Genomic DNA, 18,111 nt, shown 5'->3' on the forward strand with positions numbered 1-18,111 from the left:
ATTATTGAAGATAATATATTATATTATATTGTGGTACATATATAGAATGGTGAGTGTGATTTTTTCTATGGGAGCTGTACCTAAAATTAAAATAGAGTATTGAATTATAAAAAATATGAATTGTAGTTTAAAGTTGTAATATACCTATATTTTTGTAAAGTTAGTTTTTTGTAATGTTAGCTGCTTATTCTTATATTGACTATAGATACAATTATATTATGAGAGTATGTCAGTTTTATAGTAATGTATAAATGTTACTGTTAATAATAAGATAGGATATGTATGAAGTTTTTCTTATAAAATGAATAGTGGTTTTTTTTGGTTTTTATATTTACTATAAGTGTATGTATACTAATATTAAATACTGATGATATATTGGATTGGTGATATCTTGATGATAAAATAGTTGTGTCCATTTTTATATAATTATAGTAAATGTGTGTAGTAAAAGTGCATACTACTCAACTTAGAAATATGGGAATCCTTTTGATAAATTGATATAACAAATGTAATGATAACTTGAGCAGGTCTATGATAAAGTTTGTAAGGCTCATGTGTACAATACATTGTTATACAATAAATTATTATTTTATAAATTTGTGTTTTTATAATTTTTTTGTAGTTGAATTATGTATTTTGCTATAATATCTATTTCTATGTTAACTATGTCATGAATTTTTGCATATTGAAAAATAGTATTGTACCATGTGTAAGGAATTATATTTACTTTAAAGGCTGTATTATTGACATCATTAACAGTAAGGGATATACCATTTACTGCTATAGATCCTTTTTTTATAATATATTGCAATAATGACATGGTAGTACTTATTTCTATAACCTTGGATTCATTAATTGATGTAATAGATATAATTTTACCAGTACCATCTACATGGCCTTGTACAAAATGTCCATCAATACGGTCATTTAATTTTAATGCTGCTTCAAGATTTATTTGATATCCTTTACGCCAATGGCTAATATTTGTGCAGGCTAGGGTTTCTTGTGAAACAGTAACAGTAAAATAATTGTTGCCTAGCTCTGTTATGGTTAAGCATATGCCTGAACATGAAATTGAACTTCCTAATATGAGATCTTGTGAAAAATTATTTTTTATTGGACTGATACGTATTATTGTCTCAGAGTTTGGGGATGTATTAGTTTGGATAACTGTTGCTATACTGGTAATAATTCCTTTAAACATAATTTATGTTTCAATGTATTTGTAATTAATTATCAATTTTACTAAAGAATTGAAAAATAACTAATATTATTTGCTGTGCTAATTGTATTACTTATACGGCAAACTTTAAGAATTACTTGATTATATAATATGTTAAAAAGCAAATATTTTATTTGTTGTATTAAATATAATTAGTATTTTTAAAAATAATGTTCTATATCTTAATAATTAGTGAATAAAATTTTATTGTGTTAAGGATTTTTAATGATTGTGTGTATACACTATTAACTAGGGTATCATTTTTAGCATTTTGTCCAATAAATACACTTCTTAATATATTTACTAAAGAATTTATTAATAAATTGAAAGAAAATTTAGCCCTTGTATTATTGATATCCTTATCAACATTATTATTGCTAACCAAATTAAATATGAAGCTTAATAAAGTATTTAAGTTTATATTTTTGAGTATTAAAAGAGCTAAACATTAACCTTTAAGGTTTATTACGGAGGTTGAAAGGGTACTAATGCTGAGTTCATATTTGGTAGGATTATTGTGTTATATAATACGATAATAAATACTAATTTATACATACATTTTTAATAGTATGTATTTTTGATTATATGACTTATATAGTTTTATTATCAGCTTTGATATTACACTTATTAAACTTTGTAAAGATAATATTTCAGAATATAGAGTGAATTTAGATTATATTTATAATTTTGATGTTGTCTGTAGATTTTGTCATTTCTATCTTCGTTATAATGAAATAGATAGTATGCTTTATTATCTATTTCAATATATTATGCTACATTATAATCTAATATGTAATACACTGTAGTATGAAATCACATTTTTATGTTTTTAATAAGAATGGAAGATACTATCTTTAAAGTATTATTAGATTTATGTGACTACATTTGTTTTTTGAGGATCTTCAAGTATATTATTAATTATCTCAATTTGCTTTTTTAACCTGATTTATTAATAAATTTACAGATTTTATAGTGCTAATATTATCTATGATTGTTATAAAAGGTTATTACTAATCTGGTGTAAGAAGGAGTAAATCATCCTCCTAGGATTTATTTAATTCTTGATCATCTATAAGCGGCATTTTATCACTTTGGGTATTTTGCATTTGTGGATTTTGTTCTGTAATGAAGTTACTGCACAATGCAAATATGTACAGACATTACTTGTGAATTTAGTTGCATACTTTTCTATTCTTATAATTTAAGAGGGATACTCTAGATCATTCACAAAGGAGAAAAGGTACTATATCCCATTTATTAAAGAATTCTTGATCTTTTAATTTTTTATTAACTTTTATCTAATGTGACTACATGTGCTATATTAACGTACTTGCATTTCAAGTTACTTGTTTTGTAATGTATATGCCTAGTACAGTGATATAGTTGGTGAAGAAAGTGCATTGTTATATTGTGTTTTCATAAATTTCAGTGTTGTATACTTGATAGTATTATATATAAAATATAGAGTACTTCAAAAGAAAGATTAATAATATTATTATACAAATGCAGCATAAAGATATACTACTAGTCATTGAGAGAAAGTATAAAATATCCAACTTGTGTAATGAAGTTTATTTTATTGACTAATATGTATACATGTGAATTATAGTGTACGCTATTATACATATATTGCTTTTATGCAATAAAGTATATTACCCTAGTTTCTTGCCGCTAAAAGGTAGTGTTATTTATGTTATGTATTACTGTGCATTAGGATAAATGACGGCATTATATATTGCAATGGCTAACTACTTACAATTTTTTTATTTTTACAATGACTTAAACATTTACTGTTTAGCTGAGATTTTATTATATGTATGCTTACAGCATATTATTTATGATAAATTACAATAAATGTAAATACGATGTTTTTTTATATTTTGACATTTTTAAGTTTAAGTAAATTGATGAAAAAACTATTAATAAAATGGAATTAATGGCGGTTATTCAGGTTTTAAAAGTTTTAAAATGTTATTCTAATATACAGTTATACACTAATAGTATTTATGTTAAAAATGGTATTACGTTATGGATACACAAATGGAAAATCAGTAGATGGGAAACAGTTAATAAATTATCTGTTAAAATTTGAATTTATGACTAGAATTGATGATTTATTGGATGATATTAATTATGGAAATATAATTTTAAATGTTTTTTATAAGAGAATTACGTATAATTATTTATAAAATTGTATATTAAATGAGGTTGCATTTATACAATTTAGTGTTTTATATTTGTATACTTTAAAAAAGTATTTTTTATCATAGGATAAGTTAAATATCTTGCTTTTAATTTTAGTTTCTATGAAATTATCAGTTGTTTGCTTATTTTTTAATTGATAGTAAATAAAATAAGCGTCAGAGCTAGGATTATCTGAAAAATGATAGTATATCTCTATATTCCATTACTACTAAATGGTAAAAGAATTAATTTATTTATGAAATTAATATGTCATTATTGAATATTGTGGTACATATATAGAATAGTGAGTGTGATTTTTTCTATGGGAGCTGTACCTAAAATTAAAATAGAGTATTGAATTATAAAAAATATGAATTGTAGTTTAAAGTTGTAATATACCTATATTTTTGTAAAGTTAGTTGCTTATTCTTACAAAGCAATTACAATGATCAATTTAACGATAAAATTTCAACATTATAAAGTATGATTTAAATTTTTAATAATAGCTTTCACTCTACTTAAAGCTTTATTATTAATGAATAAAATGTAAACTTAATGAAATAATTTATAATAACATAGTGTGTTATTTACAAATAATATAATTTAATGTTGTAAACTATTAATTGTAACATTATATGTATAACATTAGGATAATGTGTTTAAAAAACCAGTAAAGCTAGAAGCATATTATAGCGATAAATCAATGAAATAGGATTATATTATGACAATAGATCAACAAGAAGTTACTATATATACTGATGGAGCATGTTCCGGTAATCCAGGCCCTGGTGGATGGGGTGCAATATTATTTTTTAATAGTAATAAAATAGAAAAAAGGATATGCGGTAGTGAATCTTATACTACAAATAATAAAATGGAATTAATGGCGGTTATTCAGGCTTTAAAAGTTTTAAAATGTTATTCTAATGTGCAGTTATACACTGATAGTATTTATGTTAAAAATGGTATTACATTATGGATACACAAATGGAAAATTAGTGGATGGAAGACAGCTAATAAATTACCTGTTAAAAATATGGATTTATGGTTAGAATTAGATAAATTGGCCTTATTGCATAATATTAATTGGTATTGGGTGAAGGCACATGTAGGAAATAAATATAATGAGGAAGTGGATATGTTAGCACGCAATAGTATATATACAAATATATCATAGGGATAATAATGTCAAATCAAAGCTCATTTATATAGAAATATTAATTTATGTTGTCTGTATTTTTAGTAAGTCTTGTTAAAGTGCAGGTATTTTTATTGCGTATGTTGTATTATGGCTAGTATAAAATTTTGTGTTCAATTGCTTATAATAGTGATAGTTTGTGCAATGGGTGGCTGGCTATATTACTATGTACATAGCAAAAGTGTTATAGAATTAAAAGCAAATATTATAAACCTATATATAAAACATCGATTATCTAATATTTTTCCTAAATCAGAAATTAGTATACAAAATACAAAATTATTATGGAAAAAGGCTGATGAAAATTTTATGTTATTAGCAAGTAATATTGTTATAGATAACAGTCATTTAGGAGTAAAAATTAGTATTCCAAAATTTTCTTTATATTCTAAAATAGGAATTTTATTTTTATGGGGGGATTTTAATTTTGCATACATTGATATTCCAAAAGTAAATATCAATATTGATGGTGTGGAAACATCTTCTAATACTGTAATAACAAATATTAACTCAATAAAATTATTAAAAAAATACTTTATGAAATTGGTAAAATTAAGTATTCCAACGCACGTTAAAGATCTTACTATTACTAATAAAACAGGAGAGAGTTTATTACTGGATTATTTGCAAATAGGTATTAAAAAAAGATATGATAGCAATGTTTTTAGCTTTACATTAGGGAGCAATAATTCTTTTATGCAGTTAACATTGTTTGAGCATTATAAAGGTATTATATCACTTAATATGACTTATAATAACTTTCATACAAGGTTATTGCGATTTTTAGGATTCATTGATAAGAGACTTTTGTTATATGATAGTATAGATAATATTTTAGGGAATTTAAATGTAGTATTTGATGAATATGATAATATCAAGTCTGCTGATGTAAATCTACAAAATATTAATGGCAGTATTCCATGTGTGAATACTAGTATATGTAATGTTAGTAATCTTAGTATTCAACTAAATTATAATGATGATTTGTTGATAGTAAAAGATTTTAGTTTTTTTATAGATGAAAGTAATATATCGGTAAGTGGTAAATTAAATACAAGTAAGCAAGATTTTGGTATAGATATTAAAACTCATATGGTTAATACAAATGTAGTGTGTAACTATTGGCCTGATATGTTGTATCATAAAGTTAAAGCTTGGTATTGTGCTAACGTTTCCAACGGTAATTTTAGCGATGTTAATGCTACATTAAATGGGAATATCTCTGATATTAATGATATTATACTAAATTATAATATAAGTTCTTATATCAATAATGTTAGTATTATGCTTGATGATCATAAATTTATTAAAATATTAAAGGGTAAGTTACTATTAGATAATGAAAATTTTGCTATTAGTTCTAATAGTGCTAATTTTCAAGGTGTTGATATTGTAGAAGGCCATGTTTCTATGAAAATGAATGATGTAAATGCTGTTATGTATATAAAAGGTCAAGCTATAGGTAATGTACGTCAACTTTATAAAATAGCAGCTGGGCATTCATTATTGCAGTTTAAAGAGAACTTAATATTTGGTGATGTTAGTACTAAATTTAATTTTGAAATATTTAATTTAGCAAATAGTAAACCTGTTTATCATTTTAAAAATATAAATTCTAAGATTACATCTTTTGCAGCAAAAAAGATTTTTGATAGTTTTGATATAAATAATGCTACGGTTAATATATTGCTTGCTAATAATCATTTAGAAGTAAAAACTATTGGACAAATGAATAATCATGAAATGAATTTAAGTATTATTCAAGATAAAGAAAAAGCGGAAAGATTTCACTATAGATTTTCTGGATATCTCTCAAGTGATAATATTAAAAACTTTAAAGTATTTGGATATAATGATTTTCAAGGTAAAGCTAAGGCCAATATTAATTGGATAACTAATTATTCCAATGCTAATGATATTTTAATAAATGGTCATTTAGATGTTATAGATTTTAATTTAGGAAAAAAGTACTTTACAATAAATAATCAAGATGGTTATGTAGAGTTTTCAGCATTGTTACAAAATCGTAATGATATTAAATTAACTTATGCTAATATAATAGGAAAGGATATTAAAATAAAGCTTAAAGGCCGCGTAAGTAAAGATGTTGATCTATTTATAGAAAATGTAGATGTTAATGCTCATATAAAATCTGCTAGTAATAACTTAACAGTTAATCTACATGGTGAATTTTTGGATTTGAGTAAAGTAAATTTTGATACTTTTTTTGATAAAAAACCTGATAAAAGTAATATTCACTTAAATGTAAGAGTAAAAAAAATACTACTAAAAAATAATGTTATGCTTCAAAATGCTACTTTATCATTAAATTGTAATAGTAGAAACTGTATTGGTAGTAAACTAAATGGTTATTTTTCTGATAATACTGTATTAAATATAGAGTATAGTAACATTGGATTAGAAATAGTATCAGAGAATGCAGGTAGTTTTTTGCGTGCAATTGATATAATGACTACTATAGAAAAGGGGCATCTATCTTTTTATATGCATTTGTCAAATAATGCTGAAGAAACTTATGGTATGTTTTCATTAACGAATTTTTATGTTGTTAATGCGTCTATTTTGGCTCAAATATTAACTTTATCATCTCTTAAGGGTATATTAAATACTTTAAATGGGCAGAGAATATATTTTTATCATTTAAATGTGCCTTTTACATATAAGAATCATTTAATAAAAATACAAGAATCATGGATGGAGGGATCTGAGCTTGGTATTAGTTTAAGTGGTGATGTTAATGTTAAAACAAAGGTATTTGATGTTGAAGGTCAGATTATTCCTGCATATGTTATTAATAAAATAATATGGCAAACTCCTGTTATTGGAAAATTGCTTACAGGTGGGCAGAGTAGAGGAATAATTGCTATTGATTATAAGGTTAAGGGTAGTGATAAAGAACATGATGTATCAGTGAATCTTATGTCAATTTTAGCACCTAACTTATTAAAAAGAGTTTTAAAAGTATTTGATAATCGAATGTTACAGAATACTAAAATGGTTGGTTAAAGTGATGTACAATAAACATCTATTATTTTAGATGCTACATTATCATCTCCACCAATTATTGTAATTTCTTCTTTGTTTAGCAAGCTTAACATATGAAATCGTAACTGATCAAAAAATTCAGTTTATTAGTTATATATTTAGTAATGCAAATTCAAGAATAGAAGATATATTATTATTTCTTGATATTTACTTTGCAGATTATATTAAATAAGGCGGGTAAAAAGTTTTTAAAATAATTTAATTTGATAAGTATTTATGGTAATTCTAAGGGTGTTTGAATGTGATAAGTTATTATTTTAATATGAGTGTATATTGCACATTTTTATATTTATTGTATAATTCAGCATTATATTGCATGAGTATATAAATTTGTTATAAAAAGTGGTAAAAGATTAATTATGAATTCTAATGTTAATAATATAGGTAGTATAAAATACTCTAGGGTATTACTTAAGGTCTCTGGTGAAGCTTTAATGGGTAATAAAAGTTTTGGATGTGATTTAGAAGTTATTGAAAAATTATCTCATGATATAAAATTAGTTGGTAGTTTTGGTATTCAAATTTGTCTTGTAGTTGGTGGTGGTAATATATTTCGTGGAGCTACAGCATCGTCGTCTTTGGGATTTGAAAGAGCTAGTAATGATTATATAGGTATGCTAGCTACTGTAATGAATTCTTTATCTTTACAAAATTCTTTAGAAAAAATTAATGTAGATTCGAGAGTATTATCAGCAATGCCTATGCATTCTATTTGTGAAACATATATAAGAAGACGTGCTATACGTCATTTAGAAAAAGGTAGAGTTGTAATATGTGCTGCAGGGATAGGTAGTCCTTTCTTTACCACGGATACAGCTGCAGCGTTGCGTGGTATAGAAATGCGTTGTGATGCTATATTTAAAGGTACTCAAGTTGATGGTGTTTATTCTTCTGACCCTAAAAAAGATAGTAATGCTGTGAGATATACTCATATCTCATATCTTGATTTATTAGCGTCAGATTTAAAAATTATGGATATTGCTGCACTATCTTTAGCTAGGGAGAATTCTGTTCCTATCATAGTTTTTAATCTAAATAAAAGTAATGCTTTTGCAGATGTTATTAGAGGCAAAGGTTTGTATACAACTATATCTGATTAGCATAAAGTACAGAGGAATATATGATAAGTGCAATGAAAAAAGATATAAGAGCAAAGATGGAAAAAACAGTATCATTATTTTTAAATGATATTTCTGGAATTAAGACAGGAAGAGCGAAGGCTTCCTTGCTTGATGGAATCACAGTTGATTATTATGGTGGCAGAGCGAAATTAAATACAATTGCTAATATTACTGCATCTGATAAATTGTTAACAATAACTGCATGGGATGCAAGTATTATAGGTAATATTAAATCTGCAATAGAAAGCTCAAATCTGGGGTTTGGCATATCATGTGAGTTTAGTACAATAAGATTAACAGTTCCTGATTTAACGGAGGATATGAGAAAAAATTTAGTAAAGTTATTGAGCAAATTATCAGAAGAAGCTAAAGTGTCAATACGTAATATAAGACGTGATTCGATGGATAAGTTAAAGCTTATACAAGAAAATAAAGAGATATCAAAAGATGATTTTCATGTTTGTGGTTTAGAAATACAAAAGATGACAGATGAATTTATTAAAAAAATATCAGATGCTTTTGTTGTTAAAGAAAGTGAAATTTTAAGTATATAAGTTGCATATATGGATTATGTAGCTGATATTCATAATTTGCCTAATCATGTTGCTGTGATAATGGATGGTAATGGAAGATGGGCTAAAGGTCGTGGGTTGCCAAAAATTAAGGGATATGAGGCAGGGAGTCGTGCTGCAGAGCAAATAATAGATGTATGTCTTAATTACTCTATAAGATACTTAACACTTTATGCTTTTTCTTTAGAGAATTGGTTAAGAGAAAAAGGTGATATTGATAGTTTAATGAAGTTGCTAGATAGCTATTTATCATCTACTGTTTATAGTTTAGTAGATAAGCAAGTAAGAATTAGTTTTATTGGCAACTTAAGTTTGTTGCCTAGTAATATACTTAAGAAAATAGAAGAAGTACAACTATCGACATATAATAACAGTGGGTTATTTTTAAATGTAGCAATAAGCTATGGAGCAAGGCAAGAAATTGTAGCGGCAGTAAATTCTATAATATGTAATAATATTAAAGTTGTAGATGGAACAGTAATAAAAAATTTTTTATCTAGTAAAAATTTACCAGATGTTGACTTATTGATTAGATCAGGAGGAGAGAAAAGATTAAGTAATTTTTTATTATGGCAACTAGCATATGCTGAGTTATATTTTTGTAATACAATGTGGCCTGACTTTACAAGGAAACATTTTTTAGAAGCACTTAATGAATATTCAATGAGGAATAGAAGGTATGGTAGGTAAAAATTTATTAATCAGAATGTTGTCTTCTGTGCTAATTTTTTGTGTATTAATATTTAGTTTGTATAGTGGAAGAATGGTAGTGTATACTCTTTTTTTTAGTATAGCAGTAATTTCTGCTTTTGAATGGGGAAATATGACCGCTGGAAAGAAGGTTTTTTATATACCAGCATTTTTTATTATAATATTACCATATGCCTCATTATTATATATATATAGCTTGCCCCATGGCACTATGTTGTTATTATGGTTAATATTTAGTGTGTGGAGTACAGATATAGCAGCATATTTTATTGGGAAAAGTATAGGAGGATGGAAAATATTACCTGGAATTAGCCCTAATAAAACATGGTCTGGGTTATGTGGAGGTATTGTATTTAGCATGATTACTAGTGTTATGATGTCTATCATTTTTGGTATATTTTCTATATCACATTCCTTCATCATAGGGATAATTATTGCTATAATTGCTCAGATTGGTGATTTTACAGAATCTTTTATTAAACGTTTATGTAATGTTAAAAATAGTGGGTCAGTTATTCCAGGTCATGGAGGAATGCTTGATCGTATGGATGGGTTTATTTTTACTGCCCCATTAACTGCATACTATATTAAAGGTATTGCTAAGTTTTTCTAATTTATATGTGAATATGGAAATATTTGTATAGGATTATTCTGTACTATGAAGTGACTTTCATTTCTATTTAATTACCTGCATATTATAGTACTACTTTACTAAGGAAATACTTATTTTTTTAATTAATTAAAGCATACTTAATAGGTAAATATATTAAGAAGGCTTGAGGTAAAGCTGATTACTGACAATTCTAATATGATTTTAAAACTATAGTAAACAGGTAGGGTGATATCATTATAAAGACAATTTATAAGCATCTCTGACTTACTCTTCGTTACTTTTATAAAGCTGTCTTTCCAGTCGGATAAAGTCGTATTTTAGATAATTTATGATTATTGTGAGTTTAATATTATTATACATGTTATTTTAATACTTTTTAGTATTAATGGCTGAGTAAGCATAAAGTAAATCTATGTTTTTAGTTGTATAGCTATTTTGATGTGTATAACTATTTAAGATGATATTGTTATTTTAATAGTTTTGATTTGCAGAGCTGTTTAAGATTATGATAATTTGCAAATTTTAAGAAAAGATACTGAATTACCAAGTGAATTTTTATATTAATTTTTTAAGTATGATAAATTATGCAAATATTTATTTTGCTGTAAATTTGTTGCTATAAATCTCCAAAATTTTTCTTTTGCTTTACTGATGCCAATTCTTGGGGTGCATAAATAATCAAATTTGATGTTTGAGTCATAAATACAAATATTTTTATTTGCTGTAATATCAGTATTGTTGAAATCTTTTGTAATTGTTAGAGCTTTACATACCTTTCCTGGACCGTTAATAATTATTTTATTATCTTTTGTTTCTAATATTATTGATCTAATGAGAATTGCTGCTGGAAATTGTTCGCGTTCTGTTACTATATTAAGGCAATAATATATACCATAAATTAAATATACATATATGAATCCTGCAGGACCGAACATAACAGAATTACGTTTAGTATATCCTCTTGCAGCGTGGGAAGCTAAATCATTAAACCCAATGTAAGCTTCTGTTTCTATAATAATTCCGTAATTGTTATAACACCTAATTTTTTTTCCTAACAATTTGCTTGCAACTATAAGAGAAGGTTGTTCATAAAAGGATTGCAGTAAGATATGATCTGACATGCAGTTATTGTTAAAAAGTAGTATATTTTAATTTGCATATAGTTACTTAATTTGTCAAGTATTATAGGTTATCTAGTTAAAATATATGGTATGCATGATAAATGGATGTTATATCTTAAGAAGCTTATAATTTTTTTGCAAGATATGCGAGCAAGTTTATTTAGGTAATATATTTTTTAACACTTTAATATTTATGTATTAATATACTTAATTATGTAGGGGGAATGCATATTTGTAATAAATATGTGGGATACTGTCTAGATTCTTATGTAAGTTGATAGATATATCTATTATTAAATATTAATAAAAATATTAAAAAATAAATTTATTTATTTTAATAAATATTATTATTTTTTGAAAAAGGTTAGAATTTTTAATAAAAAGAGTATATTATTAATATATGAATAAAATTTATTTAATAAATTAAGGAAATTATTAATTATGAATAGAAGTAATACAACATATGATAAATCAGCTGACACAAGTACATCACAAAATACTTGGTTATTTGTTACTAGTGTTATAGAGGTAGAGGAAAGAAATTTTGGTTTGCAAGCGAATCATCAAGCAATGTTTATTGAAGGAAAGAATAGTGTATTGGAATTGTATAATGAAGAAAAATCAAAAACTTATAATGCAACTGTTTTTCTGGATAAGTATAGAGAAAGGAACATATCAGATACTATAGGAGATGCAACATATGACAAGTTTGATTATTTAAATGATATTTCTATGTATAATGATGAAGTTATAATGGCAGAATATTGTCAATTATCAGAAAGTAGCAAACGTGTTATAAATCAGTTAGTGAAAGTTGTAACTAAAGGTGTATCTTCTGGTCAAAGTAATGCGGCAATGGTTCCTGTACTACAAGATAAGGAATTAAACTTGTTGAAAGTTTTTAAGTGGTTAAATGACGATATAAATGTAGAATATGATTATAGAGCATCATTACAGGAGGAAAATTTACGCTGTGCAATATTTAAAAATGATAAGCAGCAATTTAGCAGAATTCGTAATGAAATATTTATGAATCAGCAAAAGATATTGCAAGTCTTTGACGTAATGAAGGAAATGACACAACAATATTTTGCTAATAATGCAGCAATTTGTCAAAAAATGAATCAAATAGCTACATTTCAACAAGAAATAGTGGATAATATGGGTACTTCTATCAATAACTTCAATGCATTGTATAATAAACTTAAAACAAGAATTTTTCCTATTATGGGTAATTATAATGCAGAAAAGAAGCAGGCATTTATTAACTTTCATAATATTAATGTGCGAGATTGTTTTAATGAGCAAATTTCAGAATGTTATGCTATGAGTAAACTTTTGGAGAGTTATAAGACGGTTGATAATAGGTTAGAAGTGCAGGAGTCTTGTGCTAAACTTAATAAGGATATAAATAAGCTCATTGATAATATTACTGTTACTAATTTAATTGTAAATTTTTCTACAAGAAAATTAACAACATGTTTTGCTTTTGATTTGGAAAATTCTAGTGATGTTGGTATTTTAGAGTTTTGCAATTTTAATAAGTATAAGAATCGTATTGTATGGAATAGTAGACCTTTATTAAGTAAATCAGTAAATGCTATAAATGCTTTTAGTGATCAAATTGCTAATATGGATTGTAATAGTATGCTAGCATGTACGAGAGATGATGCTATAAGTACTCCTATGGATCAAATTGATAATGTGGATTGTGGTGATGTATCAACACGCATGGAAAATATTGATGTAAGAAATATGCAACAAAAGCAACGTATTGTTGCTTAATGAAATTATTTATGGGAGATTTTGTATATACTTATTAAAGAGAGTTATTTTTATAGTTTTGCATTTTATAAGAATTAGTATGATAAGTCCTTCTAAGGAGAAATACTTGTTTTTTCATTAATTAAAGTTAATGCACAACTATATTGATGGTATAACTAGTTTTACTAATGTAATTAGAAAATCATTAAGTAAAACTAGCTATTCGCATTACTATATATGAGTAATCTGTGTATTATTGAATAGAAAATTTGTATTTATGATACTAAATAAGTTATTTTCTTTAGTTAATTTGCAAAATATTGCATAAATATATTATATGGGTTACTATTTATTGTAATATAATAAGTATAGTGTGTGAGGTATTTATGGTTATAGCTTTAAGTAAGAAAAACGTAATGTTAGCTTTGATTACTTTTACTACGCTTCTATTGATAGCATCAATAGTTAATCTTATAGTTGTTATAGTTATGCGTAAAAAATCTATGAAGCTTAGTGATAAAGTTGATGATCTTATAAAAGAATCTAATGAGATTAGTGATCAACTTGATGATATGTTAAGAGTATTAAGGAGTAATGTTGTTTGTGATGATAAACCTTTGGTTGATGTAGAGCTTAGGGATGCCTGTAATGGAACAGATGATTTATGTAATGTTGCTGGCGACAATTTGTGTGATGATACAAAGGATATAGCAGGTAACTTGCATAAAACCAATAGTAACTTATCTCTTTCAAAATCTTGTGATGGTAGTGAAGAGGTTTCTGATGATGAAAATGGTCCTAATAGTGAGGTTACGAATTTACTTCCTTATCGTAGCGGATGCCTAGGTCATGTGAAATATCACCTTTTGTAGAAAAGGTATGGTAATAGAGAATTATTAGTGACTTTTTATGTTATTGATAGTGTATCAGACTATTTAGTTTAGTATGGTTTTATGAATCCTTGAGTAGGCATTAATAAAGCATGCGCTTGGTTTGTTTAAGGGCGGTGTTTTATTAATGTCCAGGTAGTAATTAATGATGCTGCTATGTATTATGTTTATAAGTATTGCATGCGTTCTTATTTTATAATATTTTTTCATGAGGCTTATGTATTGAAAAATATATGGATAAGGTGGGGTACTTTATTATTCATTATTCTTTGCTTTCTATTGTAATAAGTACAGGGCTATGTTTTGCTATTTGTAGGGTAATATTTGCGGCATGAGATATTGCAGAGGAAAGGATACTTTTTAATTGCGATTTGCGGAACGTAAATTTTATAACAGTAGTAAGGATATTTTAGAGAAAATAGATTATAGGTTATCGCAAAGAAATGTAGGTTCTGTTACTGATTGGAAGTAATAGAAAGAAGAAGGATGTTAAGGGAATTAAGATCTGCTGTAATTAATGAGTCGTTATTAATAGAGAGTATTCTGATAAGCAGGGGATTATTTTTAGTTACAGAGTTTAATAACCTGGGATTGAGTATGCAAGAATTATTCTTATTAGAAGTATAAAAGATGTAGTTTTTGTACAAATCATATTTTGTAAGAAGGTGCTTTCTGATAGTGTATTAGCAGTATTTGATGGTGTAACTCAAGTTAGTAGAGAAATGATATTGCCATTATGAGGTTGTTTATTACTTGTAAAATAATTGAGACCTTTAATATGTTTTAGGTTGTTCTTATGTATTGGGTTATACCATTAAATATTGATAGTATGCTATTATAAGTTGTTTATAATATTTTTGCTGTTATATTATAGCTTGTTCATATGCGATATTATAAATATAAAATAGGTTTTTAATATTTATAGACTATATTGTTTGTTAAACATAAGTTATTTAAAAAATTTGACTAAATAATTGATTTATAATTTTGATTAAAAACAGCATTTCTGTTAAATATTATTATTTAAATATAAGATGTACCTAATCTTCTTGCGACTTCTGTGTAAGTTTCTATTACGTTTCCTAAATTTAACCGATAGCAATCCTTATCTAATTTTTGATTAGTTGACATATCCCACAATCTACATGTATCTGGGCTAATTTCATCTGCTAATATTATATGTTTATTGTTATCGCATAATCTACCGAATTCTATCTTGAAATCTATTAAACTAATATTAACATCTGAAAAAATCTTGCATAAGATGCTATTTATTTGAAAAGATATAAATTTTATTTTTTTTAATTCACTCATTGTTGCCCATTGAAAATGTATTATGTGATCATCATTAACCATGGGATCAGATAAGTTATCGTTTTTGTAATAGAATTCTATTATAGGTGATTGCAACAACTTTCCCTCTGCAAGATTAAATCTTTTAGTAAAGCTTCCAGCAGCAACGTTTCTTATTACTACTTCTAATGGGATAATTGCAACTTTTGTTACTAATTGCTCCCTATTGTTCAGTACTTCTATTAAATGTGTTTTTATATTACTTTGCTCTAGATATGACATTAATAAAGCACTAATATGATTATTAATTATGCCTTTGCCAGGTATAATATCTTTTTTTGTATTATTAAAAGCAGTAATATTATCTTTGAAGTGCTGTATAACTGACATTGAGCTATTGCTTGAAAATATAATTTTTGCTTTTCCTTCATGAAGTAATTTATAGTAATCTGGCATTTATAACATAATATTCTTACTTGTTATTATTGTATATATAAATAGGGAATTTTGTAAACTTATTATTAAATTTTATTAAAGTACATACTTAATATTATGTATATGGCAAAAAGTTATATATATAGTTAATTTTTACTTATTATTTTGTGCTGTAATGTTAATTATCAAGAAGATTATAACTAATAAAAATTGCTAATAATATTTCATTGAAAATATTTATTGAATTATGAATGAAGAGATACTTAGCATTATTAATAATATATTTTATGTTAACATTTATTAAATAACAAGGATACATTTTGTTGGCTATCTTTTTGTTTTTTAAAATTTTTGTATTGGTAAACAATAGTAGGAAAGATCTTTTATATAAGAGGTTGTAGTATAAGATTTATCTCAGAGATAAAAGTTTTTTAAGTTTGTATATGCTTATAGGTTATGTACTATTATATGTTTAGCGTTGATGTATTTTATGGTAAATTACTATCTAATATTGTAAGGTTTATTTTGTGATTAAATTAGTAGGGAAATTTCAACCAGTAAGAGGTACAAAAGACCTTTTATTTGATGAAGTTTATAAATTTCAATATATACAAAATGTAGCTCAAGAAATAGGTAGTAGATATGGGTTTTTACCTGTTGAAACTCCTATTTTTGAGTTTAGTGATGTGTTTTATAAAACTTTAGGGGATACTTCTGATATTATCACTAAGGAAATGTATATATTTAGTGATAGAAATGGTGAGAGTATTACCTTGAGACCAGAATTTACGGCTTCAGTTGTTAGATTATTAATTAATAATAATCTTAATTTACCAGCAAGAATATTTACAAGTGGTCCTGTATTCCGTTATGAAAGACCTCAAAAATGTCGTCAAAGACAATTTCATCAGATTAATTATGAATTTTTTGGTATTGATAGCTATATTGCTGATGTTGATATTATTTGTTTAGCTTATAATATTTTAGATACGTTTAATCTTTGTGAAAAAGTGATTTTAGAAATAAATTCATTAGGTAGTAGGGAAGTTATAGATTTATATAAATGTTCATTAGTTAAATATTTTACCAAATATAAAAATGATTTATCAGAAGATAGTAAAAGAAGATTAACTGTAAACCCATTAAGGATATTGGATTCAAAGAATGAACAGGATATAGATATATTAAAAGATGCACCTGTTATTACAAATTTCTATAATAAGTATTCTCAGCAGTTTTTTGATAATATTTTAGAAAAATTATCAAAGGTTAATATAAAATATAAGGTAAATACAAGATTGGTAAGAGGATTGGATTATTATTGTCATACTGTTTTTGAGTTTACAACTGAGTGTTTAGGTTCTCAGAGTGCAGTGATTGCTGGTGGTAGATATGATGATTTAGTGAGTAATATGGGAGGTAATAATACCCCAGCTGTAGGGTTTGCTGGTGGAATAGAAAGAATAGCGTCCTTAATGAGTTATTCTCGTGAAGAACATAATGTTATTGCGTTGGTTCCAATAGGGGAAAATGCAAAAAATTATGCTATAGATCTTGCTTATAAATTACGTTGTCAGGGGATGAAAGTCTTATGGAATTATGATGACAGTTTAAAATATGGGTTAAAGCAAGCTAATAAATTAAATGCAAAGGTAGCTTTAATTTTTGGTGATAAAGAAATGATAAGCAATTATGTTATCGTAAAAAATATGAATACAGGTGAACAGAGAGAGGTAAATGTTAATGAATTGTTTTTAGCAGAATCTTTACTGTATAATATCTAGTGATATAGAGATATGATTGTATAATTTGTTTTATTATTGTGTGAGAGTTAATTATTTAGGTTGGTAAAAATACAAAATAAAGTAACTTTGTAGTCTTGATAATTGAGTATTGAAAACGATGATAAAAGTTAGTTGTA

Annotated in this window: 14 protein-coding genes; 11 read left to right on the plus strand and 3 right to left on the minus strand. The window is 25.8% G+C overall.

The genetic code is table 11. From position 1 onward, the window contains the following. Positions 1 to 589: 589 nt before the first annotated feature. On the minus strand, positions 590 to 1,204 hold the full coding sequence (locus HL033_RS02845; protein ID WP_218193800.1) for a riboflavin synthase: 615 nt from the start codon (positions 1,202 to 1,204) through the stop codon (positions 590 to 592). A gap of 1,945 nt (positions 1,205 to 3,149) precedes the next feature. Here HL033_RS02845 and HL033_RS02850 point away from each other — a divergent pair. From HL033_RS02850 to HL033_RS02885, 7 genes are all read left to right on the plus strand, one after another. After that, positions 3,150 to 3,314 (plus strand): RNase H family protein, encoded by a 165-nt coding sequence (locus HL033_RS02850; RefSeq protein WP_218193801.1) that lies wholly within the window; start codon positions 3,150 to 3,152, stop codon positions 3,312 to 3,314. Positions 3,315 to 4,127: 813 nt separating this feature from the next. Further along, the gene (gene rnhA / locus HL033_RS02855) at positions 4,128 to 4,583 is read left to right on the plus strand and encodes a ribonuclease HI (protein ID WP_218193802.1); all 456 of its coding nucleotides are present in this window, start codon (positions 4,128 to 4,130) and stop codon (positions 4,581 to 4,583) included. Positions 4,584 to 4,694: 111 nt separating this feature from the next. After that, positions 4,695 to 7,631 carry an AsmA-like C-terminal domain-containing protein gene (locus HL033_RS02860; RefSeq protein ID WP_218193803.1) on the plus strand — a complete coding sequence of 979 codons (2,937 nt, stop codon included), beginning with the start codon at positions 4,695 to 4,697 and terminating at the stop codon, positions 7,629 to 7,631. A 398-nt stretch (positions 7,632 to 8,029) separates the two neighbouring features. Continuing rightward, the gene (pyrH, locus tag HL033_RS02870; RefSeq protein ID WP_218193804.1) at positions 8,030 to 8,770 is read left to right on the plus strand and encodes a UMP kinase; all 741 of its coding nucleotides are present in this window, start codon (positions 8,030 to 8,032) and stop codon (positions 8,768 to 8,770) included. A gap of 20 nt (positions 8,771 to 8,790) precedes the next feature. Next, a complete protein-coding gene (frr, locus tag HL033_RS02875) occupies positions 8,791 to 9,345 on the plus strand; it encodes a ribosome recycling factor (RefSeq protein WP_218193805.1) in 555 nt (184 codons plus the stop codon). A gap of 9 nt (positions 9,346 to 9,354) precedes the next feature. Continuing rightward, positions 9,355 to 10,053, plus strand: coding sequence for a polyprenyl diphosphate synthase (gene uppS, locus HL033_RS02880; RefSeq protein WP_218193806.1), 699 nt, complete (start codon positions 9,355 to 9,357; stop codon positions 10,051 to 10,053). Next, positions 10,043 to 10,687, plus strand: coding sequence for a phosphatidate cytidylyltransferase (locus HL033_RS02885; protein ID WP_218193807.1), 645 nt, complete (start codon positions 10,043 to 10,045; stop codon positions 10,685 to 10,687). The genes uppS and HL033_RS02885 overlap by 11 nt, the downstream gene beginning before the upstream one ends. A 560-nt stretch (positions 10,688 to 11,247) precedes the next feature. Here the strand turns inward: HL033_RS02885 and HL033_RS02890 are convergent. Further along, positions 11,248 to 11,808: a DNA-3-methyladenine glycosylase gene (locus HL033_RS02890; RefSeq protein WP_218193808.1), complete on the minus strand. Its 561-nt coding sequence runs from the start codon at positions 11,806 to 11,808 to the stop codon at positions 11,248 to 11,250. Positions 11,809 to 12,249: 441 nt separating this feature from the next. Between HL033_RS02890 and HL033_RS02895 the strand changes: the two genes are divergently transcribed. The 3 genes from HL033_RS02895 to HL033_RS02905 all read left to right on the plus strand — a co-directional run bounded on the left by HL033_RS02895 (position 12,250) and on the right by HL033_RS02905 (position 15,089). Beyond that, positions 12,250 to 13,593 (plus strand): hypothetical protein, encoded by a 1,344-nt coding sequence (locus HL033_RS02895; RefSeq protein WP_218193809.1) that lies wholly within the window; start codon positions 12,250 to 12,252, stop codon positions 13,591 to 13,593. A 365-nt stretch (positions 13,594 to 13,958) separates the two neighbouring features. Beyond that, the gene (locus HL033_RS02900) at positions 13,959 to 14,444 is read left to right on the plus strand and encodes a hypothetical protein (protein WP_218193810.1); all 486 of its coding nucleotides are present in this window, start codon (positions 13,959 to 13,961) and stop codon (positions 14,442 to 14,444) included. Between the two features lie 504 nt (positions 14,445 to 14,948). Then, positions 14,949 to 15,089 carry a hypothetical protein gene (locus HL033_RS02905; protein ID WP_218193811.1) on the plus strand — a complete coding sequence of 47 codons (141 nt, stop codon included), beginning with the start codon at positions 14,949 to 14,951 and terminating at the stop codon, positions 15,087 to 15,089. A gap of 396 nt (positions 15,090 to 15,485) precedes the next feature. Here the strand turns inward: HL033_RS02905 and purC are convergent, their stop codons facing one another. Further along, positions 15,486 to 16,211, minus strand: a complete 726-nt coding sequence (gene purC / locus HL033_RS02910; protein WP_218193812.1) for a phosphoribosylaminoimidazolesuccinocarboxamide synthase — start codon at positions 16,209 to 16,211, stop codon at positions 15,486 to 15,488. A gap of 509 nt (positions 16,212 to 16,720) precedes the next feature. Here purC and hisS point away from each other — a divergent pair. Continuing rightward, the gene (gene hisS / locus HL033_RS02915) at positions 16,721 to 17,974 is read left to right on the plus strand and encodes a histidine--tRNA ligase (protein ID WP_218194506.1); all 1,254 of its coding nucleotides are present in this window, start codon (positions 16,721 to 16,723) and stop codon (positions 17,972 to 17,974) included. The last annotated feature ends 137 nt before the right edge of the window (positions 17,975 to 18,111 follow it).

Origin of the sequence: Neoehrlichia mikurensis (assembly GCF_019186785.1) — a bacterium.
Lineage (GTDB): Bacteria > Pseudomonadota > Alphaproteobacteria > Rickettsiales > Anaplasmataceae > Neoehrlichia > Neoehrlichia mikurensis.